Origin of the sequence: Microbacterium ginsengiterrae, from assembly GCF_014205075.1 — a bacterium.
Lineage (GTDB): Bacteria > Actinomycetota > Actinomycetes > Actinomycetales > Microbacteriaceae > Microbacterium > Microbacterium ginsengiterrae.
In genome coordinates, this window is record NZ_JACHMU010000001.1 from 2,615,041 (window position 1) to 2,638,965 (window position 23,925).

The 23,925-nt window shown below is 68.2% G+C and carries 23 protein-coding genes; 12 read left to right on the forward strand and 11 right to left on the reverse strand.

Going from position 1 to position 23,925, the window contains the following annotated elements; all coding sequences use genetic code 11:
- Positions 1-75: 75 nt before the first annotated feature.
- Genes HD600_RS12680 through HD600_RS12690 form a run of 3 tightly spaced genes read right to left on the reverse strand, consistent with a single transcriptional unit; the run spans position 76 to position 2,550 of the window.
- On the reverse strand, positions 76-1,167 hold the full coding sequence (locus tag HD600_RS12680) for a GNAT family N-acetyltransferase (protein ID WP_184284071.1): 1,092 nt from the start codon (positions 1,165-1,167) through the stop codon (positions 76-78).
- Positions 1,164-2,252: a GNAT family N-acetyltransferase gene (locus tag HD600_RS12685; protein WP_184284073.1), complete on the reverse strand. Its 1,089-nt coding sequence runs from the start codon at positions 2,250-2,252 to the stop codon at positions 1,164-1,166. Before HD600_RS12685 ends, HD600_RS12680 begins: the two co-directional genes overlap by 4 nt.
- Positions 2,253-2,265: 13 nt before the next feature.
- The gene (locus HD600_RS12690; protein ID WP_144795260.1) at positions 2,266-2,550 is read right to left on the reverse strand and encodes a hypothetical protein; all 285 of its coding nucleotides are present in this window, start codon (positions 2,548-2,550) and stop codon (positions 2,266-2,268) included.
- A 489-nt stretch (positions 2,551-3,039) separates the two neighbouring features.
- Between HD600_RS12690 and smc the strand changes: the two genes are divergently transcribed.
- A complete protein-coding gene (gene smc, locus HD600_RS12695; RefSeq protein ID WP_184284075.1) occupies positions 3,040-6,588 on the forward strand; it encodes a chromosome segregation protein SMC in 3,549 nt (1,182 codons plus the stop codon).
- A 43-nt stretch (positions 6,589-6,631) separates the two neighbouring features.
- Positions 6,632-8,737, forward strand: a complete 2,106-nt coding sequence (locus HD600_RS12700; RefSeq protein ID WP_184284077.1) for a bifunctional lysylphosphatidylglycerol flippase/synthetase MprF — start codon at positions 6,632-6,634, stop codon at positions 8,735-8,737.
- On the opposite strand, the gene HD600_RS12705 is transcribed toward HD600_RS12700, so the two are convergent.
- Positions 8,734-9,423 (reverse strand): alpha/beta hydrolase, encoded by a 690-nt coding sequence (locus HD600_RS12705; protein WP_184284079.1) that lies wholly within the window; start codon positions 9,421-9,423, stop codon positions 8,734-8,736. The two genes, HD600_RS12700 and HD600_RS12705, sit on opposite strands and share 4 nt — an antisense overlap.
- Positions 9,424-9,456: 33 nt before the next feature.
- Between HD600_RS12705 and ftsY the strand changes: the two genes are divergently transcribed.
- A complete protein-coding gene (gene ftsY / locus HD600_RS12710; RefSeq protein WP_144795253.1) occupies positions 9,457-10,332 on the forward strand; it encodes a signal recognition particle-docking protein FtsY in 876 nt (291 codons plus the stop codon).
- 21 nt (positions 10,333-10,353) lie between these two features.
- Positions 10,354-10,854, forward strand: a complete 501-nt coding sequence (locus HD600_RS12715) for a DUF2004 domain-containing protein (protein ID WP_184284081.1) — start codon at positions 10,354-10,356, stop codon at positions 10,852-10,854.
- Between the two features lie 27 nt (positions 10,855-10,881).
- Here the strand turns inward: HD600_RS12715 and lipA are convergent, their stop codons facing one another.
- Entirely contained in the window at positions 10,882-11,871 is a 990-nt protein-coding gene (gene lipA, locus HD600_RS12720; protein ID WP_184284084.1) for a lipoyl synthase, read from the reverse strand.
- Positions 11,868-12,581: a lipoyl(octanoyl) transferase LipB gene (gene lipB / locus HD600_RS12725; protein ID WP_277816231.1), complete on the reverse strand. Its 714-nt coding sequence runs from the start codon at positions 12,579-12,581 to the stop codon at positions 11,868-11,870. Before lipB ends, lipA begins: the two co-directional genes overlap by 4 nt.
- 37 nt (positions 12,582-12,618) lie before the next feature.
- Between lipB and HD600_RS12730 the strand changes: the two genes are divergently transcribed.
- Both HD600_RS12730 and ffh read left to right on the forward strand, forming a co-directional pair.
- Positions 12,619-13,215 carry a TetR family transcriptional regulator gene (locus HD600_RS12730; RefSeq protein WP_184284089.1) on the forward strand — a complete coding sequence of 199 codons (597 nt, stop codon included), beginning with the start codon at positions 12,619-12,621 and terminating at the stop codon, positions 13,213-13,215.
- Between the two features lie 39 nt (positions 13,216-13,254).
- Entirely contained in the window at positions 13,255-14,811 is a 1,557-nt protein-coding gene (gene ffh / locus HD600_RS12735; RefSeq protein WP_184284091.1) for a signal recognition particle protein, read from the forward strand.
- 9 nt (positions 14,812-14,820) lie between these two features.
- Here ffh and HD600_RS12740 read toward each other — a convergent pair whose 3' ends face one another.
- Positions 14,821-16,554, reverse strand: a complete 1,734-nt coding sequence (locus HD600_RS12740; protein ID WP_422120162.1) for a glycerol-3-phosphate dehydrogenase/oxidase — start codon at positions 16,552-16,554, stop codon at positions 14,821-14,823.
- A 141-nt stretch (positions 16,555-16,695) separates the two neighbouring features.
- Between HD600_RS12740 and HD600_RS12745 the strand changes: the two genes are divergently transcribed.
- Both HD600_RS12745 and glpK read left to right on the forward strand, forming a co-directional pair.
- The gene (locus HD600_RS12745) at positions 16,696-17,586 is read left to right on the forward strand and encodes a sugar-binding transcriptional regulator (protein WP_184284855.1); all 891 of its coding nucleotides are present in this window, start codon (positions 16,696-16,698) and stop codon (positions 17,584-17,586) included.
- Between the two features lie 104 nt (positions 17,587-17,690).
- Complete coding sequence (gene glpK / locus HD600_RS12750; RefSeq protein WP_184284093.1) at positions 17,691-19,190, forward strand: glycerol kinase GlpK; 1,500 nt, start codon at positions 17,691-17,693, stop codon at positions 19,188-19,190.
- Positions 19,191-19,193: 3 nt separating this feature from the next.
- On the opposite strand, the gene HD600_RS12755 is transcribed toward glpK, so the two are convergent.
- Entirely contained in the window at positions 19,194-20,378 is a 1,185-nt protein-coding gene (locus tag HD600_RS12755) for a glutamate--cysteine ligase (RefSeq protein ID WP_206705736.1), read from the reverse strand.
- Positions 20,379-20,544: 166 nt separating this feature from the next.
- Between HD600_RS12755 and rpsP the strand changes: the two genes are divergently transcribed.
- The 4 genes from rpsP to trmD are packed head-to-tail and all read left to right on the forward strand — an operon-like array spanning position 20,545 to position 22,523.
- Positions 20,545-20,973 carry a 30S ribosomal protein S16 gene (gene rpsP / locus HD600_RS12760; RefSeq protein ID WP_144795233.1) on the forward strand — a complete coding sequence of 143 codons (429 nt, stop codon included), beginning with the start codon at positions 20,545-20,547 and terminating at the stop codon, positions 20,971-20,973.
- A gap of 5 nt (positions 20,974-20,978) precedes the next feature.
- Positions 20,979-21,209, forward strand: a complete 231-nt coding sequence (locus HD600_RS12765) for an RNA-binding protein (RefSeq protein WP_184284097.1) — start codon at positions 20,979-20,981, stop codon at positions 21,207-21,209.
- Entirely contained in the window at positions 21,193-21,810 is a 618-nt protein-coding gene (gene rimM / locus HD600_RS12770; RefSeq protein ID WP_184284099.1) for a ribosome maturation factor RimM, read from the forward strand. Before HD600_RS12765 ends, rimM begins: the two co-directional genes overlap by 17 nt.
- Positions 21,811-21,830: 20 nt before the next feature.
- Positions 21,831-22,523 (forward strand): tRNA (guanosine(37)-N1)-methyltransferase TrmD, encoded by a 693-nt coding sequence (gene trmD, locus HD600_RS12775; protein WP_184284101.1) that lies wholly within the window; start codon positions 21,831-21,833, stop codon positions 22,521-22,523.
- Here trmD and HD600_RS12780 read toward each other — a convergent pair whose 3' ends face one another.
- From HD600_RS12780 to HD600_RS12790, 3 genes are read right to left on the reverse strand one after another with little or no spacing between them, the layout of a single operon-like run.
- Positions 22,524-23,348, reverse strand: a complete 825-nt coding sequence (locus tag HD600_RS12780) for an SURF1 family cytochrome oxidase biogenesis protein (protein WP_184284103.1) — start codon at positions 23,346-23,348, stop codon at positions 22,524-22,526.
- The gene (locus HD600_RS12785) at positions 23,345-23,536 is read right to left on the reverse strand and encodes a hypothetical protein (protein WP_144795223.1); all 192 of its coding nucleotides are present in this window, start codon (positions 23,534-23,536) and stop codon (positions 23,345-23,347) included. The genes HD600_RS12780 and HD600_RS12785 overlap by 4 nt, the downstream gene beginning before the upstream one ends.
- Complete coding sequence (locus tag HD600_RS12790; protein ID WP_184284105.1) at positions 23,533-23,901, reverse strand: DUF3099 domain-containing protein; 369 nt, start codon at positions 23,899-23,901, stop codon at positions 23,533-23,535. The genes HD600_RS12785 and HD600_RS12790 overlap by 4 nt, the downstream gene beginning before the upstream one ends.
- Positions 23,902-23,925: the final 24 nt, after the last annotated feature.

The window sequence follows — 23,925 nt, forward strand, 5'->3', positions numbered from 1 at the left end:
ATCGCTCACCTCATCCGGCGAGAGGATGACCGTGCCGGCCGGGCGTACACCGCAAGGATGATTCCCGGCCGACGGTCATGAGAGCTTCTTCTGCCACCCGGCGGCGTACGACGCCGGGACGAAGCCGATCGCCTCGTTGATGTCGAGCATCGGCCGGTTCTCCTCGGCGTTGAACGTGCAGATGCGCGGCGAGTCGGGCGCGAGGTCGCGCCAGCGCAGCACGTTGGCGCACTTGACGATCGTGCCGAGTCGCTTGCCGCGGTGCTCCTTCACCACCAACGTGCCGTACTGATGGGTGACGGCGGACCGATCGGGACCGATGACGAGCTCGTTGAACGCCACGATCCGGCCGGTCGGCACGTGCTCGACCGCCGCGACCGAGAGCATCTGGCCGGCATCCGCGATCACCCTGTCGTGGCGGACCACCCGCTCGGCGTCCCACTTCTCCTCTTCGAAGACGAGATCGCCGCTCGGCACATCCGTCGCCATGCGCGAGATGACGTTCGCGTACCCCTCGCGCAGGTGCTCGGGCGTCGGCAGCGTCCAGGACGCCACGCGGTAGTCGTCTCCGGCGATCGCCGAGGCCTCGGCGAGCATCCGCTCCGCGAGGGAGAGGTCGCCGTCGAGCGCGAGCGTGCTTGTGCGTTCGACCTGCTCCATGACGAATCCGTCGGCGGTGAGCACATCGCTCAGCTCGGTGGCGGCCACGTGGCCGTGGCCGGTCGCCGGCGTCAGCATCCGGGCGGCCGGGGCGACAGGATGCAGCGTCCACACCTGCAGGGTGCGGCGCCCGAGCCGCCTGGCCTCCTCCTGCACATGCTCGAGCAGTGCCGCGGCGACCCCGGACGAGACGTGCGGCGGGAGGACCGCGATGTCGGCTTCCGCCGTCGTGCTTCCCTCCTCGTTCGAGGTTCTCAGGAAGGCGGCGCCGATGATGTCGCCGTCGTCGCTGCGCGCGATGTACCCCCGGTACGTGTCGTCGGTGCGATCGAGCCATCGCGGAAGCGCCTCCGCCGGTGTCTCGTACAGATCGTCGGTGCCGGCATCGAGCACGCACACCTGGTTGCCGAGATCGACCATTGCGAGGAACTCCTCGGCATCCGGGGCGTCGACCGATGAGGGCACGACCATCTCGGTGATCGTCATGTCGGGTGCGGTGCGGGTCATGTCAGGTCCTTCTTCCAGGCGCCGACGTAGGAGATCGGCGCGAACCCGATGGCCTCGTTGATGTCGAGCATCGGGCGGTTCTCTTCTGCGTTGTAGGTGATGACGGCGGGGGAGTGGGGGTGCTCCTCGCGCCAGGTGAGCAGACCGGCGGTCTTCACGAGCATTCCCAGTCGGTGGCCGCGGTGAGCGGAGAGGACGAGGGTGTCCTCCTGGTGGGTGATGACGCCGCCGGTGGTGTCGATGGCGAGTTCGTTGTAGGCGCACAGTTCGCCGGTCGCGGTGTGCTCTGCGGCCGTGACGAGCACGGTCTGTCCCCGCGCACGGTAGCGGTCATCATGTCGGGCGATGCGGTCGGCGTCCCACTTCTCCGCCGGCATGCCGAGCGCGGCATCCGGCACATCGGTGGACATGTGCTCCTTCATCCACGCGTACCCGGCGACGTGCTCGGCGGGCGTCGGCAGCATCCACTGGACGACGCGGTACCCCTCCGCCCTGCGCCTCGCGTCCGCATGCGCGCGGCGCACCCGCTGGACGGAGTCCTCCGACCAGCGCAGTTCACTCACACGTTCGACCTGCTCGAGAGTGAACCCGTGCCGCAGGAGGAACCGGGCGTGGTGATCACGGGGGATCTCTCCGAAACCGGTGGGCGAGGGCACGCGATCCGCCGTGCTCGCGGGGTGTTCGACCCAGGCGAGCAGACGGCGGACGCCGACGTCGCGCGCGGTGCGCTCGATGTGCGCGGCGACCGCGGAACCGATGCCGCGGCGCCACACGGCCTTGCATAGGCTGATGATCGCGATCGCCGTTCGTCCCTGCGCGTCGGTGAGGATGTTGAGCGTCGCCACTCCGACCATGTCGTCGCTGTCGGTGATGTACCACTGGCGACGCGCCACCTCGGGATTCGAGCGCAGCATCGGCAACAGGGATTCGGCGGTCACGTCGTCCTCATGGCGACCGGTGACATCCGAGATCGACCGATTGCGGACGTCGGCGTACCGACGGAGGATCTCATCGGGCGCTGCATCCGCGCGAGCGGGCAGCTCGAGCGGATGCAGCGTCACCGAGTCGATGAGGGAGATGGCCATGCGTGCTCCGATCTCAGCGCCCGAAGCGCTGCAGGCCGTAGGTGAGCATGGCGAGGGACTCGCGTTCGAGCTGACGCCGGTTCGCCTGCAGGAGCATCATCTCCTCCTGCGTGAGGGTGCGCGGCGTCCTGCGACGGGACCGCTCGGCACGCAGCAGCAGCCAGAGGCCGAAGCGCAGCGAGAGCCGGTCGGTGAGCGCGAGCTCTTTGCGGTTGATGGGAACGGTGACCTCGACGACTTCCTGGGTCTGAGGACATGGCGGGTGGAGCGTGCTGCGAAGCAGCGTGTCGTTACTCACGAGGGAGCTCGTTTCTGTTCGAGTGTTTCGATGGGTCGCGTCGTCGCCCGATGCGGGCGCGGAACGCGGACGAGAGGTCTCGAGGAATGGAGACGTCATCCAGAGGAGCAGAGGGTCGACGTGTCGACCGTGCGGGAGCGGCGGGAGACCGGCGGAGTCCCGGCACGAAAGGCGGGAGTCTCGGGCTGCGGTGCTACGAGCGCGCGCTGCGTCGGATGCCGAAGCCGAAGGACGACATGTGCGCAACGCGCGACGCATCGTAGCCTGCAGCCGATGCGGTGATGGGTGCGATGATCATGTCCGTCCTCCTTCCGTGAGCGATCCGGGTTGCAAACGTAGCGCCGTGCGGGTGCGGCGTCAAGGATTCTTTTCCGGAGCGGCGTGTCGTGGGTCGACGAGTCGTCGGTCCGGCGCGGCGCGGTATGCCGGGGAATCCGCGGAATTCCGGTAACGTTGCGGCGTGCTTCTCCTCGGACGAACGGTGCCCGCATGCATCTGAAGAGCCTCACGCTCAAGGGCTTCAAGTCGTTCGCCCAACCGACGACTTTCGTGTTCGAACCCGGCGTCACCTGCATCGTCGGACCGAACGGTTCCGGCAAGTCGAACGTCGTCGATGGTCTCGCCTGGGTGATGGGGGAGCAGGGGGCCAAGACGCTCCGCGGCGGCAAGATGGAGGACGTCATCTTCGCCGGCACCTCGACACGCGGGCCGCTGGGGCGCGCGGAGGTGCAGCTGACCATCGACAACAGCGACGGCGCGCTGCCGATCGAGTTCGCAGAGGTCACGATCAGTCGCACGCTGTTTCGCAACGGGTCCAGCGAGTACGCCATCAACGGCTCCAGCTGCCGTCTTCTCGATGTGCAGGAGCTCCTCAGCGACTCCGGCCTGGGGCGGGAGATGCACGTCATCGTCGGGCAGGGCCGGTTGGACACCGTGCTGCAGGCGTCCCCGGAGGACCGCCGCGGGTTCATCGAGGAGGCAGCGGGAATCCTCAAGCACCGCCGGCGCAAGGAGAAGACCCTCCGCAAGCTCGACGCCATGGAGACCAACCTCACGCGGCTGAGCGATCTGGCCGGGGAGATCCGTCGTCAGCTCAAGCCGCTGGGGCGACAGGCGGAAATCGCTCGCGAGGCACAGACGATCGCAGCGGTCGTGCGCGATGCGAAGGCGCGGATCTTCGCCGACGACGTGGTGGCGCTGCGCACCGCGCTGGCCGACCATGCGCGCACCGAGCAGGAGCGGCACACGGAACGACTCGTGCTCACCGAGCAGGCCGATGCCGTCCGCGCCGGGATCGCGAAACTCGAGGCTGATCAGAACTCCGTCGCCGTCGACGAGGCCCGTCGTGTCGCCTTCGGCCTCGAGCAGGTCCAGGAGCGGATGCGGTCGCTGTACACGCTCGCGAACCAGCGACTGGCACTGCTCGGCTCGGAGGAGGACGACACCGCCGTCGCCGCCGTCACGGTGACCCAGGCCACGATCGACGAGGCGAAGGAAGAGATCACGGAGATCTCGACAGGGCTCGGTGACGCACAGGATGCCGCGTCTGCCGCAAGCAGAGCCGTCGTGACCGCGCGGGCGGAGCTCGACACCCTCGACGTCGACATCGCGGAGCAGAGCGCCCTCGTCTCGGAGCACGACATGCGACTGACGGCCCTGCGCGGATCGGCCGAGGCTGCGGAGTCCGCACTCGCTGCCGTCCGCGGCGCGGTGCTCCGTCAGGAGAACGCGCTGGAGGCCGCGAACGAACGCCGGCGCGAGGCCGCGGAGGCACTGGAGCAGATCGAGGACGCCGAGGCGCCGGAGGGAAGTGCTGCCGAGCACGCCGCGGCGTACGAGGCGGCGCAGCGCGACGCGACGGCTGCGGAGGCGGAACTCGAGGGCCTGCGGGAGAGACTGCACTCTGCAGAGCGAGAGGCCGAATCGCTCACGGCCAAGGCGAGTGCACTGACCAGTGCGCTGTCGTTGTCCGGTGGCGCCGCAGAGGTGGTCCGCTCGGGGGCTGCGGGCGTACGCGGTCTCGTCGGCGACGCGGTCCAGGTGACAGCGGGATACGAGGCGGCGGTCGCCGCCGTGCTGGGTCCCCTCGCGGAGGGCGTGCTCGTCGACGACGCCACGGCGGCCTTCGAACTCGCGACGGAATCGGCATCGCACAAGCGCGGCGTCGTGGACTTCGTCCTCGCCGAGGCCCCGAAGTCCGATGTCGAGCTTCCCGATGTCGCAGGAACGACACCGGCGGTCTCCGTGGTCACCGCTCCGGACGGTGTCCGCGGTGTGCTCGCTCACGTCCTGATCGCCGATGATCTCGACGCCGCGCGCCGCGCGAGAGCCGTGCTCGACGCTCTCGGAGAGACGGGCATCACGATCGTCACGGTCGGAGGCGACGTCGTCACGGCGCACACGCTGCGCACCGGCGCAGGCGGGGAGCGTTCGCGCCTCGAGCTGGCCGCGGAGCGCGACGCCGCGCAGGAGCGTCTCGCCGAGGTCCGGGTGATCGTCGACACGCTGCGCGAAGCGCGCGAGGATGCCGCGGAGAAGGTCGAGCACACGCGTCGGCACGCGAAGGACGCACTACGGGCCCTGCGGGAGCATGACGCGGCGCTGGCGACGCACACCGAACAGGTGAACCGCATCACGGTGCGTCACGAGTCGGCCGTGGCCGAATGCGAGCGCCTGGAGAGCGGACTGGCCCAAGCACAGTCAGCCGTGGCCGACGCCGAGAAGACGGCGACGGCGGCGAAGGCGGAGCTCGAGGAGGCCGAGGCCGCACCTCGTCCCGTGCTGGATGCCTCGGCGAGGGACGGACTCCTCGAAGCGCTGGAGGCGGCTCGCGAGGATGAGGTGAGGGCACGACTCGAGATCGAGACGCTGAGGGAGCGGATCCGTGCCGCCCAGGCCAGGGTCGCGAGCCTCGAGCGCCGTCGCGAGCAGGAACGCGATGCGGCGGCGGAGGCTGCCCGTCGGGCCGTCATCCGGCGTGCGCAGCGGGAGGCGGCATCCGGTGTGGCAGCGGAGCTCCCACGCATCCTCGACTCGCTCGATCGGTCGGTCACAGAGGCCAGGGTCGCCCTCACCGAAGCCGAGAGCGCTCGGTCCGCGCAGAACGAGGAGCTCACCGCTCTCCGCGCGCAGGAGACGTCGCTGCGTGAGCGTCTGGCCGGGTTGACGGAGAACGTGCACGGGCTGGAGCTGCAGATCCACGAGAAGAAGCTCCATCTGACGAGCCTGTTGGAGCGCGTGGCCTCGGAACTCGCGCTCGACGAAGATATTCTCGTTGCGGAATATGGACCGGATCAGATGGTTCCCCGTGATCCGCTCGCCGAGGCGGACCCGGAGGCGATCGACGGCGTCGATGCGACGGCGATCCCGTATGACCGGCGGATGCAGGAGCGTCGCCTCGCCGATGCGCAGCGCAAGCTCACGCAACTCGGCCGGGTGAACCCACTGGCGCTGGAGGAGTTCGCCGCACTCGAGCAGCGCCACGCGTTCCTCACCGAACAGCTCGCCGATCTCACGCAGACCCGCGAGGACCTGCTGACGATCATCGGAGACCTCGACGAGCGCATGCAGACGATCTTCGCCAGCGCTTTCGAAGACACGAAGCGGGCCTTCGGGGAGGTCTTCCCCCTGCTGTTCCCCGGGGGCTCGGGCAGCATCTCCCTCACGGACCCGGACAACATGCTCACGACCGGGATCGAAGTGGCCGTCCGTCCGGTCGGCAAGAAGATCGAGCGCCTGTCACTGCTGTCCGGCGGCGAGCGTTCCCTCGCGGCCGTCGCTCTGCTCGTGGCGATCTTCAAGGCTCGCCCGAGTCCCTTCTACATCCTCGACGAGGTCGAAGCCGCACTCGACGACGCCAACCTCGGGCGTCTCCTCACGGTGTTCGAACAGTTGCGTGAGAGTTCCCAGCTGCTGGTCATCACGCACCAGAAGCGGACGATGGAGATCGCGGACGCACTGTACGGCGTCTCCATGCGCCAGGACGGCGTCTCCGCGGTCGTCGGGCAACGCGTCGGCGACCGCGCGGCGGCCGGCTGAAACAGGGCTCAGACGCGCCATCGGCGAGCCATAGTATTCAGACATGACCGTCGAGACTCCCTCGCAGAAGCCTGCCTCGGCCATGAGCCACCGCGTCCTCACCGCGGTGCGCCGGATGCCGTTCATGATCGTGTTCACCCTCGTGTTCCTCGCGATCGGCGTGGCCACCGGGGCGCTGTGGTCGCCGGTCGACGAGCGCGCCTGGTTCGGCGAGGTGGCGACGGGACTGCCGAGCTTCGCAGACGGGCGCTGGTGGACGATCCTCACATCCCCCTTCTTCGCCGAGCCGCCGTTCGCATACCTGACATTGCTGCCGCTCATCGTCGGTGGCATCGGCTGGGCGGAGTGGCAGTTCGGCACGCTGCGGACGGTCGGTCTCTTCGTCGCCGGCCACGTCATAGGCGTCCTCGGAGCCGCCGGGGTGCTCGCCCTGCTCACACCGGTGGACTGGCACTGGTCCGATCGGCTTTCGCAGACGCTCGATGTCGGCCCGTCCTGCGGCGCCCTCACCGCCCTCGTCTTCGCCATCGCGACCCTACCGTCGCCGTGGCGCCTGCGGGCACGCCTCGCCATCGGTCTGTGGGCGGCGATCTCCGTGCTCTACCTCGGCCAGCTGTTCGACCTCGAGCACGCCGTCGCGATGACCGTCGCCCTCACCGTCAGCGGGCTTCTGCCCGCATTCCGGCATCCGGAGGGACGCCCGAGTGAACGGGAGTGGCGTCTCATCGCCTTCGCCGGGCTCCTCGCCATCGGTGCCATCCAGCTCATCGACCTCGCGGTGCCGTACGACGGGCCGATGGGGGTCAACGCCCCCGTGTTCTCCTTCTTCGACGTCGCCTTCGACGTCGTGGTGATCGCGCTGGTCGCGAACGGCATCCGGATCGGGCACCGCATCGCCTGGCTCCTGACTGTCATCTTCGGGGCGCTCAACGTCCTCACCGCAGCGCTCTCCTTCGCGTTCCTGCCGTTGCTCATCGAGCAGGGAGAGATCGACTCGGCCTGGGACGTCGTCGGACTGCAGCTGGCACCGACGTTGCTGTGGATCGCGATGCTGATCTTCCTCATCGTGGCGCGCGGCGCGTTCCGGGTGCGGATGCGCCGATCGCGCCGCACGCTGTCGGCGACGCCGGTCCGCGAGGACGAGGTCCGCAATGTGCTGCACCGGCACGGCGGCGGCACGCTGTCCTGGATGGCGACGTGGCGCGGCAATCAGCACATGCCGGCGGCGGACGGTGTGATCGCCTACCAGGCGCACTCCGGTGTCGCGATCCTGCTCGGCGACCCGATCGTCCCCACGGGGGCGGAGCGCGAGGCGCTGGAGTCGTTCGCGACCGCCGCGCAGCGGTCGGGGCTCATCCCGTGCGCGTTCTCCTCCAGCGAGACGCTGCGGCAGGTGATGCCGGAGGGGTGGCGGTCGGTCGTCGTCGCCGAGGACACCATCGTCGATCTGCCGGGGCTGGAGTTCAAGGGCAAGGCCTGGGGTGCCGTCCGCACGGCGATCAACCGCGCCGCGCGGGAAGGCGTGGAGTTCCGGATGGTCCGGCTCGCCGATGAGCCATGGAGCGTCCGTGCGCAGGTCCGCGCCATCTCCGAGCAGTGGACGGGGGACAAGGGGCTGCCGGAGATGCGCTTCACCCTGGGCACCGTCGACGACGCGATGGATCCTGAGGTAGCCGTGGGGATCGCGGTCGACGCGGACGGGAGCCTCCACGGGGTCACGTCCTGGCTCCCGGTGTACGGCGCCGACGGGACCGTCAAAGGGTGGACGCTCGACCTCATGCGGCGCAGGGACGGTGGGTTCGGCCCGGTCATGGAGTTCCTCATCGGCGCCTCGGCGCAGCACTTCTCCGAGGCGGGGCACTCCTTCCTCTCCCTGTCCGGTGCGCCGCTCGTGCGCACGGAGGAGACCCAGGCGACCGCGGTCTACGCCGTGCTCGACCGCATCGCCGAACTGATCGAGCCGTTGTACGGCTTCCGCTCGCTGCACCGGTTCAAACAGAAGTTCAACCCGCGTGCCGAGCCGATGCACCTCCTCTACCGGGACGAAGGCGATCTTCCGCGCATCGGCATCGCGCTGACCCGCGCGTATCTGCCCGATGCGTCGCTGCACGATCTCATCGCCTCCGCAGCTCCCGCCCTTCGCCGCTAGCGCCGAGGCACCTCAGGCCGGCGGCACTCGAACTCGCCGGCGACCTCGCGGAAATGCGGGTGATCCTGTGGTCGGTGCCCGTGTCCCGCGATCACGACGTGCTCCGCGCCGCGGTCGGCGAGGCGCCCGGCGATCAGTTCGTACTCGTCGTTCCATCCCCCTGTCACGACGAGCGTCCGGATGCCGTCGAGCGCGGCTTCGCGCACACCGTGACCCCAGGGGACATCGGTCGACGTCCAGTGGGCGGCGATCTGCTCCTCGTCGGCCCAGCGGTCTTCGTCGAGGGGGCCACCGAACATCAGCGGTCGCAGAATGGCCCAGGCGCCGTGCAGATTGCCGGCGGCGGCCTGATCGCGCGACTCCGTCACGGCGGAGATGTGGCGTTCGATCGGACTCTCGCCTCGGGTGATGTCGTAGAGCGCCGGCTCGACGAGCACGAGGGAGACCGTGGTGCGCGCCGCCCGAGCGGCGAGCACTGTGGGGATCGCACCGATGGAGTGGGCGTAGATCGTCGTCGGTCCTCCCTCCATCGCGGTGATCACCTGCTGCGTCCTCCTGACGATGTCGGAAGAGGGCGGGAAGGCGAGGAAGGTGCCGGATGTCGCGTCGACAGTCGGCCATGCGGCGATGCCCTTCCTGCCGGCGCCATGGAGGAACAATCGCCGGTGATGTCCGCGCCCGTGCATCCGGTGATGCTACCTGCACCGTAGGCTGGAGACATGGCGGAGAAGTCCTGGTCCCTCGGTCGCGCACTGCGCGGCATGTTCGTCAAACCCACGATCGATGAGACGACGTGGGAGGACCTCGAGACGGCTCTGATCACCGCCGACTTCGGCCCTGACATCACCGAGCGCGTCGTCGACGAGCTGCGCGACAAGGTCGCCAAGTACCGGACGACGGACCCGAAGGATCTCCAGCGCATGCTGCGCGAGACCCTCGAGGAGCACTTCGCGAAGTTCGACACGACGCTCAAGCTCACCGAGCGCCCCGCCGTGGTGCTCGTCGTCGGCGTCAACGGCGTCGGCAAGACGACGACGATCGGAAAGTTCACGAAGTTCCTGCGCGGGTACCAGCGCAGCGTCGTCGTGGGCGCGGCCGACACGTTCCGGGCGGCGGCGGTCGACCAGCTCGCCACATGGGCGCAGCGCGGGGGAGCGGCCATCGTGCGCCCCCAGCACGAGGGTCAGGATCCGGCATCCGTCGCCTACCAGACCATCGAGTACGCGCAGCGCGAGGGCATCGAGATCGCCATCATCGACACCGCAGGGCGTCTTCACACGAAGGGCGGGCTGATGGACGAGTTGTCCAAGGTCCGTCGCGTCATCGAGAAGCAGGCGCCGATCAGCGAGGTGCTTCTCGTCCTCGATGCCACGACAGGACAGAACGGTGTGATGCAGGCGGAGGCCTTCCTGCAGCACGCCGGGGTGACCGGCCTTGTCATCACCAAGCTCGACGGCTCCGCCAAGGGCGGCTTCGTCCTCGCCGTCCAGGAGCGCACCGGCATCCCCGTCAAACTGCTGGGGCAGGGCGAGGGGATCGACGACCTGACGGGATTCACGCCGCACGTGTTCGTGGCATCCCTTGTCGGGCAGTGATCGGACTGGTTTCATAGCGTTATGGCGATCGAACACGATTACTTCGGGCTCCTCTCCTCGGGGCCGGACGGCTCGATCTTCTGGAGCGAGACGGTGGATCTCGGCGACCAGACGGTGACGATCGACCTCACGGCGCCTGATCAGGACGACATCTCGCCCGATGCGCTCGACATCGCCGCCGCGTTGATCTCGGGTCTCGAGAACGTGGATGCCACCGCGCGTCGCAGCATGCTCGCCGAGGTGGATGACCGTACGAGCGAGGTGACGGAGTACATCCTGCAGCAGCAGGTGTCCTACGGCGACGAGTTGCCGGACATGCTCATCGACGTCAGCGGCGACGCCGCCGTCGACATCATCCGGTCCCTCCGCCTCATGAGCATGACGATCCTCGCCGATGAGCACGGCGGGTCGGAGCCCTTCGCCGTTCTCGAATACGCACTCGACGCCGATGAGACCGACGAGGTCCTCCTCGTGAACCTCGCCTCCGACGGCAACGTGCAGTCGGTGATGAGCGCCGACTGACCTCGGCGCGCGATCGCGCGGACGACGCTACACGGCCTGCGCGAACCCCTCCTCCACGCCTTCGGCGATGTGACGGAGGTGCGCTGGGATCTCGCGGCCCGTCGAGATCATCGACTGCGCCCACAGTCGGCCTGCGCGGTACGACGACCGCACGAGAGGGCCGGCCAGGACACCGAGGAAGCCGATCTTCGCCGCCTCCTCCTTGAACTCGACGAACTCGGCGGGCTTCACCCAGCGGGCGACCGGCAGATGCCGCGGCGTCGGACGCAGATACTGGGTGATCGTGATGATGTCGCAGCCCGCCTCGCGCAGATCGCGCAGCGCCTGGACGACCTCTTCCGGCTCCTCACCCATGCCGAGGATGAGGTTGGACTTCGTGATGAGCCCGGCATCCCGTGCCTGCGTGAGCACCCCGAGCGACCGCTCGTAACGGAAGGCGGGACGGATGCGCTTGAAGATCCGCGGCACCGTCTCGACGTTGTGTGCGAACACCTCGGGTCGGGCGTCGAAGATCTCGCCGAGGAGCTCCGGATCCCCGTTGTGCTCGTTCGCGAGCAGCTCGACTCCGGTGTTCGGGTTCAGCGCGTGGATCTGCCGCACCGTCTCCGCGTTGAGCCACGCCCCGGTGTCGGGAAGGTCGTCCCGGGCGACACTGGTGACCGTGGCGTACCGCAGGCCCATGCGCGCGACGCTCTCGGCGACGCGACGGGGTTCGTCGACGTCGTACGCCTCGGGCTTGCCCGTGTCGATCTGGCAGAAGTCGCACCGCCGCGTGCACTGCGACCCGCCGATGAGGAAGGTGGCCTCGCGATCCTCCCAGCATTCGAAGATGTTCGGGCAGCCGGCCTCCTGACAGACGGTGTGCAGCTCCTCCGTCTTCACCAGTGACTGCAGCGCCTGATACTCCGGCCCCATCTTCGCCTTGGTCCTGATCCACTCCGGTTTGCGTTCGATCGGCGTCTGCGCGTTGCGCACCTCCAGGCGCAGCAGCTTGCGATGCTCAGGCGCGGCGCTCATGCGAGCACTCCTACGGCGGTCGTCCCGGCTGCCACGGTCGCTCCGGCGTACTCGGCGCGGAACGCCGCCGCGACGTCGTCGACGATGTCGGCGGGGGAGATGACACGACCGACGACTTCGCTCACGGTCGTCACCCCCGCATCCGTGATGCCGCACGGGATGATGCCGTCGAATTCGGACAGCGAGTTGTCGCAGTTGATCGCGAACCCGTGCATGGTGACTCCGTGTTGCACGCGGACACCGATCGCGGCGACCTTGTCCTCGCCGAGCGGCCTGCGCACCCAGACGCCGCTGCGGCCCTCCACCTGGTGCCCGTCGACGCCCAGCGGAGAGAGGATGTCGATGAGGATCCGTTCGAGGCGCCGTACGTGCGCGACGACATCCATCGGCTCAGGGAGCCGGACGATCGGGTAGCCGACCAGCTGGCCGGGGCCGTGCCAGGTGATCTTCCCCCCTCGGTCGACATCCACGACCGGCGTGCCGTCCGTGGGGCGCTCATGCGCCTCCGTTCGTCTGCCCGCTGTGTACACCGCTTCGTGCTCGAGCAGGATCAGCGCATCAGGACGAGCGCCGGCGGCGACCTCGGCATGGATCGTGCGCTGCAGATCCCACCCCTCCTGGTAGGGGATGAGCCGGGGCGCGAGCCCCGGGGTGAGAATCTCGAGCATGGTCGCCCTCCGTCTATTGTTGGATGCGGTCCAACAATACAACCACGGATGAGGACAGAGGTCGCGATACGGTGAGGGAGTGAACAACGAGCTCCGTCCAGGTCGTCCCCGCGCATCCTCGCGGGAGACCTTGGCCGAAGCGGCGTGCGAACTGTTCCTCGAGCAGGGCTACGACGCGACGTCCGTCGCCGACATCACTCGCAGGGCGGGGGTCAGCCGCTCGAGCTTCTTCAACTACTTCTCCTCCAAGAGCGACGTGCTGTGGTCGGGACTCGATGCCAGGATCGACAACGCACTGCGCGCGCTCGAGGCGCTCGGGGCGGGTGCCGGATCCGCGGAGGTGCGTGCGATCCTCCTCGAGACCGTCCGCGACTTCGCGCCCGATCCGCTCGCGCTCGCGCTTCGCAACGCCGCGGCGATGGGCGTCGAGGAGGAGCTCGTACGCGACACCGGGTTGCGCAACGCGCGCCTGTCCGCCGCGATCGCCGGGGCGGCCGCCCGAAGCGGGATCGCGACCATCCCGTCCGACATCCTCGGTGCGGCCTACGCGACGGCGGTACTCTCCTCCCTGCGTGTGTGGGCCGAGCGGGGAGCCGGCCACGGCACGCCGGAGTCGTTCATGCAGGAGGCGCTGGACGCCATCCACGACCTGCCGTGGCGGGACCTGCGCCGTTGAGACGGCGAGGGCAGCCGCTCGCGTAGAATCGACAGCACCATGGCTACATTTGGAACGCTCTCCGATCGGCTGACCGACACCTTCCGCAACCTTCGCACGAAGGGAAAGCTCTCCGCCGCCGACGTCGACGGCACCGTCCGCGAGATCCGGCGCGCGCTGCTGGATGCCGACGTCGCCCTTCCCGTCGTCAAGGACTTCACCGCGAAGGTGCGCGAGCGCGCCCTTGGTGACGAGGTCAACAAGGCCCTGAATCCGGCGCAGCAGGTCGTGCAGATCGTCAATGAGGAGCTCGTCGGAATCCTCGGCGGCGAGCAGCGCCGACTGGAGTTCGCCAAGACCCCGCCGACGGTCATCATGCTCGCCGGCCTCCAGGGGTCCGGTAAGACGACCTTCGCGGGCAAGCTCGCCAAGCAGCTCGAGAAGGACGGCCACACGCCGCTCCTCGTCGCGGCCGACCTCCAGCGTCCGAACGCCGTCAATCAGCTGCAGGTCGTCGCAGAGCAGGCCGGCGCCACCATCTACGCACCCGAACCGGGCAACGGCGTCGGCGACCCCGTCAAGGTGTCCCGTGACGGCGTCGAGCACGCGCGCCGCCAGCAGCACGATGTCGTCATCATCGACACCGCCGGTCGTCTCGGCGTCGACGCCGAGCTGATGAAGCAGGCGTCCGACATCCGCAAGGCGACGAATCCCGACGAGGTGCTGTTCGTCATCGACGCGATGATCGGTCAGGATGCCGTCAACACGGCCAAGGCGTTCCAGGAGGGCGTGGACTTCACCGGCGTCGTGCTCTCGAAGCTCGATGGTGATGCGCGCGGTGGTGCGGCACTGTCGGTGGCCTCGGTCACCGGGCGACCGATCATCTTCGCGTCGACGGGTGAGGGTCTCGACGATCTCGAGCAGTTCCACCCCGATCGCATGGCCAGCCGCATCCTCGATCTCGGTGACATCCTCACCCTCATCGAACAGGCTCAGCAGGCGTTCGATGAGGAAGAGGCGCAGAAGGTCGCGGAGAAGCTCGCGAACGAGGCCTTCACGCTCGAGGACTTCCTCGAGCAACTGCAGCAGATGAAGAAGATGGGCTCCATGAAGAAGATGCTCGGCATGCTGCCGGGCATGGGGCAGATGAAGCAGCAGCTGGAGGACTTCGACGACCGCGAGATCGACCGCACCGAGGCGATCATCCGTTCGATGACCCCCGGCGAACGCCGCAACCCGAAGGTGCTCAACGGCTCACGTCGGCTGCGCATCGCGAAGGGCTCCGGCATGACCGTGACCGACGTCAACCAGCTCGTGCAGCGCTTCGAGCAGGCGGCGAAGATGATGAAGACCGTGGCGCGAGGCGGCACCCCCAACATCCCCGGCATGGGTCCGGTGCCCGGCATGGGGCGTCCCGGCGCATCGACGAAGCGCGGCAAGAAGGGCAAGGGCGGCAAGAAGAGCGGTTCGCGGTCGGGGAACCCCGCCAAGCGCGCTGCCGAGAACGCCGGCCTCGCCACGGGACCGGCAACGGGTTCCGGCTTCGGACTCGGCGGCCAGAAGGCGCCATCTGAGGCAGAGCTCGCCGAGATCCAGAAGCTCTTCGGAAAGGGCTGAACGGGCTGATCAGCCCGCGTCGACCGCCGCGGGCTCGATCTGCACTCCGTGCGCTTCGCGCAGTTCCGTGATCGTGTCCGAGATCTCCGCGTCAGAGCGCTCGGTGTCCCATCCGAGGATGGGGGCAAGGGCCTGTGCGATCGAGCGGACGGTCGCGGCATCCGCGTCACCGGTGAACGCGAGACTCGTGCGTCGGAAGACGACGTCGCTCACATGCCGGACCTGCTCGTTCTCGACCATCCAGGTGAGCTCGCGGGTGGACAGGACGGCGCCGACGACCGGCGCATCCTCGCCATCGCGGATGAACGCCGCAACGTCAGCGGCCCGGGTGCCGTATCGCGTGAACAGGACCTGACCCCGCTCGCCCTCGCCCACGTTCTCGCGCAGCCATTCGAGCTTGCGCCGTGGGGTCTTGGGGTAGCCGTTCCCTCCACCGATGCGCACGCCGACGGTGCTGGTCACCCGCGGGCGCTGCAGCTCCTCGAGCACGTGATCGGCGAGGTTCTCGCCGAGGGCGCGGAACGTCGTCCACTTGCCACCGACGAGGCTGAAGACGGCGGGCAGGCCCTCGTCCTTGCGCCGTTCGATCCGGTAGTCGCGTGAGACGAACCCAGGCGCCGTGTCGTCGTGGTGGGGCAGAGGACGGATGCCGGAGTACCGGTAGACGATGTCGGAGTGGTTCACCTCGATCGTCGGGAAGACGTGACGGATGAGGTCGAAGAAGTACTGAACCTCCTCCTCGGTGCACCGCGCGGGTTCACGCGGGTCGGCGTCGAGGTCCGTGGTCCCGACGAGCACGCGGCCCTTGAGCGGGTAGATGAGGACGATGCGTCCGTCCGAGTGCTCGAAGAAGATCTCGCGTCCGGCTGTGGCCTCCAGCAGCTCGGGGTGATCGAGCACGATGTGGGAGCCCTTTGTTCCGCCCATGAACGACGTGTCCGTCCCGAGCGACGCGTTGGTGAGGTCGGTCCACGGGCCGGACGCATTGACGACGACGTCCGCCTGCACGTGGAACTCGGAGCCGGTCTCGGTGTCGCGCAGGCGCAGGCCCTGATCGTCGAGTCCGACGGCTTCGACGTAGTTCAGCGCATGCGCACCCCGGTGGGCCGCTTCGCCGTCGCGCAGCACGTCGAGGGCGAGGCGCTCGGGGTCGTGGATGGACGCGTCGTAGTAGGTGGCGGTGTACTTGACGTCCTCATCCAGCCGCGGCAACTGCTCCATGGACTTCTTGCGCCCGACGAATCGGTGACGGGGGACGGTGCCGCCGTCACGGGAGAACGTGTCGTACAGCGTGAGGCCGATCTTGATCAGCAGTGCACCGCGCTCGCCCGGCTTGCCGCTCTTGTGGGTGAGGAACCGCAGCGGCGCGGACAGGATGCCGGAGAACGTCGAGTAGATCGGGATCGTGGTCTGCAACGGCTTCACATAGTGCGGAGCGATCTTCAGCAGACCGTTGCGCTCCTGCACCGACTCCTTGACCAGGCGGAACTCGCCGTTCTCCAGATAGCGGATGCCGCCGTGGATCATGTGGCTCGATGCGGCCGTGGCACCGGAGGCGAAGTCTCCACGCTCCACGAGCAGGACGTCCACGCCCTGCATGGCGAGATCGCGGAAGGTCGAGATGCCGTTGATCCCCGCGCCGATGATGACGACACTCGTGCGGCCGCTCTCACGCATTGCTCGGATGCCGGGTCGCTCGTCACGGTTCGTCTCAACGCTCATCATGTCTCCTCGATCGTCCATCTCCTATATCCTGAGCCGCACGGCACACCTGCGCAAGCCGGGTGCACGAACGTGCAAGGAGGGGCTTTGGTTGAGCGAGCATCGAGCGACCCGAAGGTCGCGTCCGCCCTTCGTGCCGCGCAGCTGTACTACCTGCAGGACATGACGATGGACGCCATCGCCCGTGAGCTCGGGACGTCCCGGTCCTCGGTGTCCCGGCTGCTCTCGCACGCGCGCGACACCGGTCTGGTGGAGGTGCGCATCCATCAGCCCCAAGGAGAGGAACTTCGCCTCGAGGAGGCGATCCGCGAGCGGTTCGGCATCGCTGCGCACGTCGTCCCCGCTCCCCGCACACTTTCCGACGTGGAGCGGTTCGAGCGCGTCGCGCTCACTGCCGCGCGGCAGTTGCCGCTGCACTTCGACTCCAACATGACACTCGGCATCGCGTGGGGATCGACCCTGGACGCCATCAGCCGGCATCTGCCCAAGAAGGTCACCCACAACTCCACCGTGGTTCAGCTCAACGGGGCCGGGAACACCTTCACGAGCGGCGTCGACTACGCCAGTGAGATCCTGCACCGGTTCGGCGAGGCCTTCGGTGCTGCGGTGCAGCAGTTCCCCGTTCCCGCGTTCTTCGATGACCCGCGCACCAAGGAGGCGATGTGGCGGGAGCGCAGCACACGACGCATCCTGGACCTGCAGGCGCGGGCGGATGTCGTCCTGTTCGGTCTGGGGTCGCCGTTCGCAGAGGTCCCGAGCCGGGTCTACATCGGCGGATATCTGGACCGCGCCGACTACCGGAGCCTGCGTGAGGAGGGCATCGTGGGGGATGTCGCCACGGTCTTCTATCGGGAGGACGGCAGCTGGCAGGACATCGAGCTGAACCGACGAGCGACCGGTCCTGGGTTCACCGTGCTGGCGCGCGCATCCCGCCGGATCTGCGTCGTCTCCGGAATCCAGAAGCTCGCGAGCCTCCGCGGTGCCATCGCGGCGCGCCTGATCACGGACCTCGTCCTCGATGAAGACCTCGCTGAGGCGCTGGTCGACGGATGACGACGGCACGTGCACGTTCGTGCACGACATCCACGGAGCTCGGTGAGGTTCTCCTAGGCTGAGAGGCAGACCAGACAACGCCGTCGCCGGCGGGGGAGAGCACAATGCATATCGTCGCCATCGACCAGGGCACCACGAGCAGCCGCGCGATCGTCTTCGACGACGCGGGGACCATCGTCGCCATCGGACAACGCGAGCACGAGCAGATCTTCCCGCGCGCGGGGTGGGTCGAGCACGATGCCGCAGCGATCTGGGACGACATCGTCGCGGTGATCGACGAGGCACTCGCGGAGGCGGGCATCGGCAACGAGGACGTCGCCGCGGTGGGGATCACGAACCAACGCGAGACGACGATGGTCTGGGACCGCGAGACCGGCGAGCCGATCTGCAACGCCATCGTCTGGCAGGACACGCGCACCCAGTCATTGGTCGACGAGCTGGCGGCGGAGGGCGGCATCCGTCGATTCGCCGACGTGACCGGTCTTCCGCTGGCCACCTACTTCTCGGCCTCCAAGATCGCGTGGATCCTCGACAACGTCGACGGGGCGCGCGAGCGTGCCGAGAACGGCGAGCTCCTTTTCGGGACGCCGGACACCTGGGTGCTGTGGAATCTGACCGGCGGCCCGGACGGGGGAGTGCACGCGACCGACGTCACCAACGCCAGCCGCACCCTGCTCATGGATCTGCGCACCCTCGACTGGGACGACGATCTGCTGGAGGCGTTCGGCGTCCCGCGTTCGATGCTCCCCGAGATCCGCTCGTCATCCGAGGTGTACGGCGAGGCCAAGGGCACCGCGCTCGACGGCGCGCCCATCGCGTCCATCCTCGGCGACCAGCAGGCCGCGACCTTCGGGCAGGTCGCGTTCGACCGCGGCGAGTCCAAGAACACCTATGGCACCGGCAGCTTCGTCATCGTGAACACCGGCGGCGAGATCGTCGACAGCGACAACGGCCTCATCACGACGGTCGCGTATCGCCTCGGGGACGAACCGCCCCAGTACGCGCTCGAGGGCTCGATCGCGGTGACGGGCTCGCTCATCCAGTGGTTGCGCGACAACCTCGGCCTGTTCGACGAAGCCCCGGACGTCGAGAAGCTCGCGCTGAGCGTGGAGGACAACGGCGGGGTGTACATCGTTCCTGCGTTCTCCGGGCTCTTCGCGCCCTACTGGCGCCCCGACGCGCGCGGCGCGATCCTCGGTCTCACCCGCTTCGTGAACAAGGGCCACATCGCGCGCGCCGCGCTGGAGGCGGTCGCCTTCCAGACGCGCGAGGTGCTCGATGCCGTGGATGCCGACACGGGTGTCGGCCTTCAGGAGCTCCGCGTCGACGGGGGGATGGTCGCCAACGACACCCTCATGCAGTTCCAGGCCGATGTCCTCGGCGTACCCGTCGTGCGACCTGCGGTGTCGGAGACCACGGCCCTCGGCGCCGCGTATGCCGCGGGCCTCGCCGTCGGCGTGTGGGAGGATCTCGACGCGCTGCGCGCGATGTGGAAGGAGGACGTCCGCTGGGAACCCGCCATCGATGAGGACGAGCGCGCCCGGCTGCTGGCGCGATGGCGTAAGGCGGTGACCCGCACCTTCGACTGGGTGGACGACGACTGAGCGTCAGATCACCGGGGCGCCAGGTCCTGAGCGGAACTCGCGGATGAGGTGATGGACCACCGCGCGCAGATCGCCACCGGAGGCATCTGCGACTCGCAGTTGCCGCTCATAGCTCGCTCCTGAGTCGAGGATCGTGCGGGCACCGGCGAACTGCTCGGCGCATCCGAGGTCCGTCGCGACGGGGGAGAGGTCGGAGAGCAGCTCGGACAGCTGCTCGCGCACAAGGCGCTGCGTCCCGTGCTCGTCGACGATCACCCTGGCATCCAGACCGTAACGGGCCGCACGCCATTTGTTCTCGCGGTGGAACCATGGCGGCATGGTCGGCAGCGTCTCTCCGTCGTCGAGGCGCCGTGAGAGATGCTCGACGAGCACCTGGACGAGGGATGCCACCGATGCGAGTTCCGAGAGCGTGGAGAGCCCGTCGCAGGCCCGCACCTCGATCGTCCCCCAGCGGGGCGCGGGGCGGATGTCCCAGCGAACCTCGGACGCGTCCGCCATGACACCCGTCTTGACCATGTCCGCCAGGTAGCGCTCGAAGTCGGCCCAGGTGTGCAGGGGCCAGGGGAGACCCGCGGTGGGCAGCTGCTGGAAAACCAGGGCGCGGTTCGAGGCGTATCCGGTGCGGTCGCCGGCCCAGAACGGGCTCGAGGACGTGAGCGCCTGAAGGTCGGGGAGGTATCCGGACAGTGCACCGATGATCGGCATCACCTTGTCGCGATCCTCGACACCGATGTGCACGTGGATGCCCCAGATCATCATGTTGCGGCCCCACCACTGGGTGCGCTCGATGAGCTTGTGGTAACGGCTCTTGTCCGTGACCTGCTGGTCGAACCACTGCGCGAACGGGTGGCTGCCGGCCGAGAGCAGCTCGACGCCGGCCGGATCAGTGCGTTCGCGGACGGCCGCGATCGCAGCGGCGATGTCACCGATCGCCTGCTGGACCGATTCGCCGACGCCGCTGGTCACCTCGATCGTGTTCGTGAGCAGCTCTCCGGTGACGGTGTGGCGCTCGGGCGCGCTCTCCTCTTCGAGCGCGGCGAGGAGCTCGGGGGCTCTACCGACGAGATCGCCGGTGTCCGGGTCCGCGAGCATGATCTCCCATTCGAGCCCGACGGTCGAACGAGAGGACGAGGCGAACTCCTGCTTCACGAGCACAGTCTGACACGCGGTGCCGGTACCCGCCGACATGCGGGGCGGACGGTTTCGCGAGGCGCCGGGGATCTGGCAGAATAGAGGGTCGGACGACGTTCTCGACCCTCTATCCAGATCGCGTCCTCCATTTTGAGCTTCCGCCGGGTGTGCACCCCACTCTCCAGGCGATCAGTTCGTTCCTTCCACACAATTCAGGAGAATCGTGGCTGTAAAGATCCGTCTCAAGCGCATGGGCAAGATCCGCGCGCCGTACTACCGCATCGTCGTCGCCGACTCGCGCACCAAGCGCGACGGTCGCGTCATCGAGGAGATCGGCAAGTACCACCCCACCGAGCAGCCCTCGTTCATCGAGGTCGACTCCGAGCGTGCACAGTACTGGCTCTCCGTCGGCGCGCAGCCGTCGGAGCAGGTCACCGCGCTGCTCAAGCTCACGGGTGACTGGGGCAAGTTCAAGGGCGACAAGGACGCGAAGTCCACCGTCCAGGTCGCTGAGCCCAAGGCTCCGTTCGAGGTCGACGCGGCCAAGAAGTCCGTCGTGAAGCCGAAGGCGGAGAAGAAGGAGGCTCCCGCAGAGGAGGCTCCCGCCGCTGACGCGGAGGCCGCCGAGGCCCCCGCCGCCGACGCAGAGTAATCGCCGTGCTCGCCGCCGCGCTCGAACACATCGTCAAGGGAATCGTCGATCACCCTGACGATGTCCGCATCTCGTCCTCCACGTCGCCGCGAGGCGATCTTCTCGAGGTGCGCGTGCACCCCGATGACCGTGGACGCGTGATCGGGCGCGGCGGCCGCACCGCGAAGGCACTGCGCACGCTCGTCTCCGCCCTGGCGGACGGGCAGCGTGTCCGCGTCGATGTCGCGGACGACTGACGTGGTCTCTCAGGACCGCAACCAGGGCAAGAACCAGCTGAGGGTCGGACGCCTCGTCAAGGCGCACGGCCTCAAGGGCGCCCTCAAGCTGGAGCTGTACACCGACAACCCGGAGCGCCGTTTCGTGCCGGGCGCGGAGTTCACGCTGCAGGTGCCGGAGGCATCGCCGTGGCACCGCAAGACCGTCACGGTCCGCGAGTACCGGGTGATGAACGGCAACCCCGTGGTCTTCTTCGAGGACGTGAACGATCGCGAGGGCGCAGAGGGACTCGTCCGTGCCATCCTCTGGATCGATCAGGACGCCGACGAGCCGGAGGACAACGCCTGGTACGACCACCAGCTGGTCGGCCTCGACGCGGTCATCGACGGTGAGCCGATCGGCAAGCTCGTGCGCGTCGAGCACCTCCCGGCACAGGATCTTCTCATCGTGAAGACCGCGCGCGACGCGCGAGAGGTCATGGTGCCGTTCGTCGAGGCCATCGTCCCGTCCGTGGACATCGCTGCGGGGCGCGTGACGCTCACCCCTCCTGCAGGCCTCTTCGATGAGATCGCCGATGCGGACACCGACGAGGACGCCACCACCGGCGACGCCGCTGAGTGACCGCTCGTGAGCCTTGACGCATGAGAGTAGACGTCGTCTCGATCTTCCCGTCCTACTTCGACGGGCTCGAGCTGTCACTGCTCGGCAAGGCGCGAGCCACCGGTCTTCTGGACCTCCACATCCATGACCTCCGTGGCTGGACCGGCGACCGGCATCGCACCGTGGACGACACCCCGTACGGCGGGGGAGCGGGCATGGTGATGAAGCCGGAGCCCTGGGGCCTGGCCCTGGATGAGCTCACCGCCGATTCGCCGTCAGCGCGGCCCACCATCATCTTCCCCTCACCAGCCGGCGAGGTCTTCCGCCAGGCGACGGCACGCGAGTTCGCGCACCGCGACCACCTCATCATCGGCTGCGGCCGGTATGAGGGCATCGACGAGCGGGTCTTCGAGTACGCCACGACGCTCGGTGAAGTCCGGCTGATGAGTCTCGGCGACTACGTGCTCAACGGCGGCGAGGTCGCGGCGATGGCCATGATCGAGGCTGTCGGGCGCCTCATCCCCGGCGTCGTCGGCAACCCGGAGAGCCTTGTCGAGGAGTCGCACGAGGACGGTCTCCTGGAGTATCCGTCCTACACGAAGCCCTCGAGCTGGCGCGAGCGGGCTGTGCCCGATGTCCTGCTGAGTGGCAACCATGCCGCCATCGCTGCGTGGCGGCGAGAGCAGCAGATCGTGCGAACGCGCGACCGGCGACCTGACCTGCTCGCCGACTGATCAGACTCGGCTGTCGACGTCGTCGAGGAGTTCGTCCTCGACGTCGGCGTCCCGATCGCGACGTCGCACCCGCTTCTTGACGGTCGGCGCCCCTTCGGTCTCCTCACGATGCCGGACGACCTCCGTGCGGATCATGTAGAAGATGAACACGAAGCCCATGATGCCGAACAGGATCCACTGGATCGCATAGGACAGGTGCGGCCCTGGGTCATCCGTCGGCGAGGTGAAGGCGCCCGGCGACGTCGTCGGCAGCGGAGTCTCCTCGACGAGCTGACCGTAGGCGCTGGTGATCACATCGGCGTCGAGCCCCGCGGCGACGGTGGGGAGATGGATCGTGGGGACCTGGCCGTCGGGGGCGCCGCGGCCTGACCCGGGGAGCGGCTCGCCGGGTCGCAGGCGTACGACGACCTCGACGTCGCCGGAGGGCGGTGCAGGGATGGCATCCGGGGTGTCGCCCTCGCCGGGTGGCACCCAACCTCGGTCGACGATGAGCACGCGCCCGTCGGCGTCGAGGAAGGGGACGAGGACCTCGAACGCGCTCGTACCGCCGTGGGGTCGATTGCGCACGAGCACCTGCTCGTCGGCGAGGTACTCTCCCCGCAGCAGCACGGGACGCCACTCGTCATCCGGCTGCAGCGCACCGTCAGCGGTGATGAGGTCGCCGAGAGCGACGGGCTCCGCGTCGTAGTTGTTCTCGACGAGGGCGATCTGCGCCTCGCGTCCCTCATTGCGCTCGAACTGCCAGTTCGACAGGAAGACACAGGCCACGGCGAATGCGGCGGCGATGAGGAGGTAGACGCCCCATCGCACGAAGCGATTGCTCATGCCGGCAGTCCCTCATGTGTGGTCACGGGAAAATCCCTCGCCGCCAGATAGTCGTGCAGGAAACCGACGTGCTCGTCGCAGGCGAGCCAGATCTTCTCGCGATCCGCCGCATGGATGCGCGGATTCCGCCACACGATGTGGTGGGTCGCGTCTCGGCGGCATTCCGCGCGGGAGCACTGGGGGGTCACGTGTCCTCCGCCGGGTCCGACGGGGCAGGACGTTCTCGGATCGTGATGACGGTCGGCTCAGCGTCGGGTGCGACCGTCGCAGAGGCCGGTGCCGCGGAGGCGATCTCCTGCACGGGGGATTCCGCCGGGGCCGTGCTCGTCGGGCTCACGGCGTTCGCGAACACCACCGCGATGTAGGGCAGGACCGCCGCTGCGGCTGCGAACACCCACGTGTACCAGCCGTAGGGGGTCACGAGCACCGTCAGCGCGAAACAGGCCATGCGGATACCCATCGTGATCCAGTACCGGCGCACGCGAGCGGTCGCCTCGTCCTGCGGTGCTTGCGGGAGCGAGGTAACAGGGGCGGCATGTGACTGTGGTTTCACGGTGCTTCCAGCCTACGCCGCGTG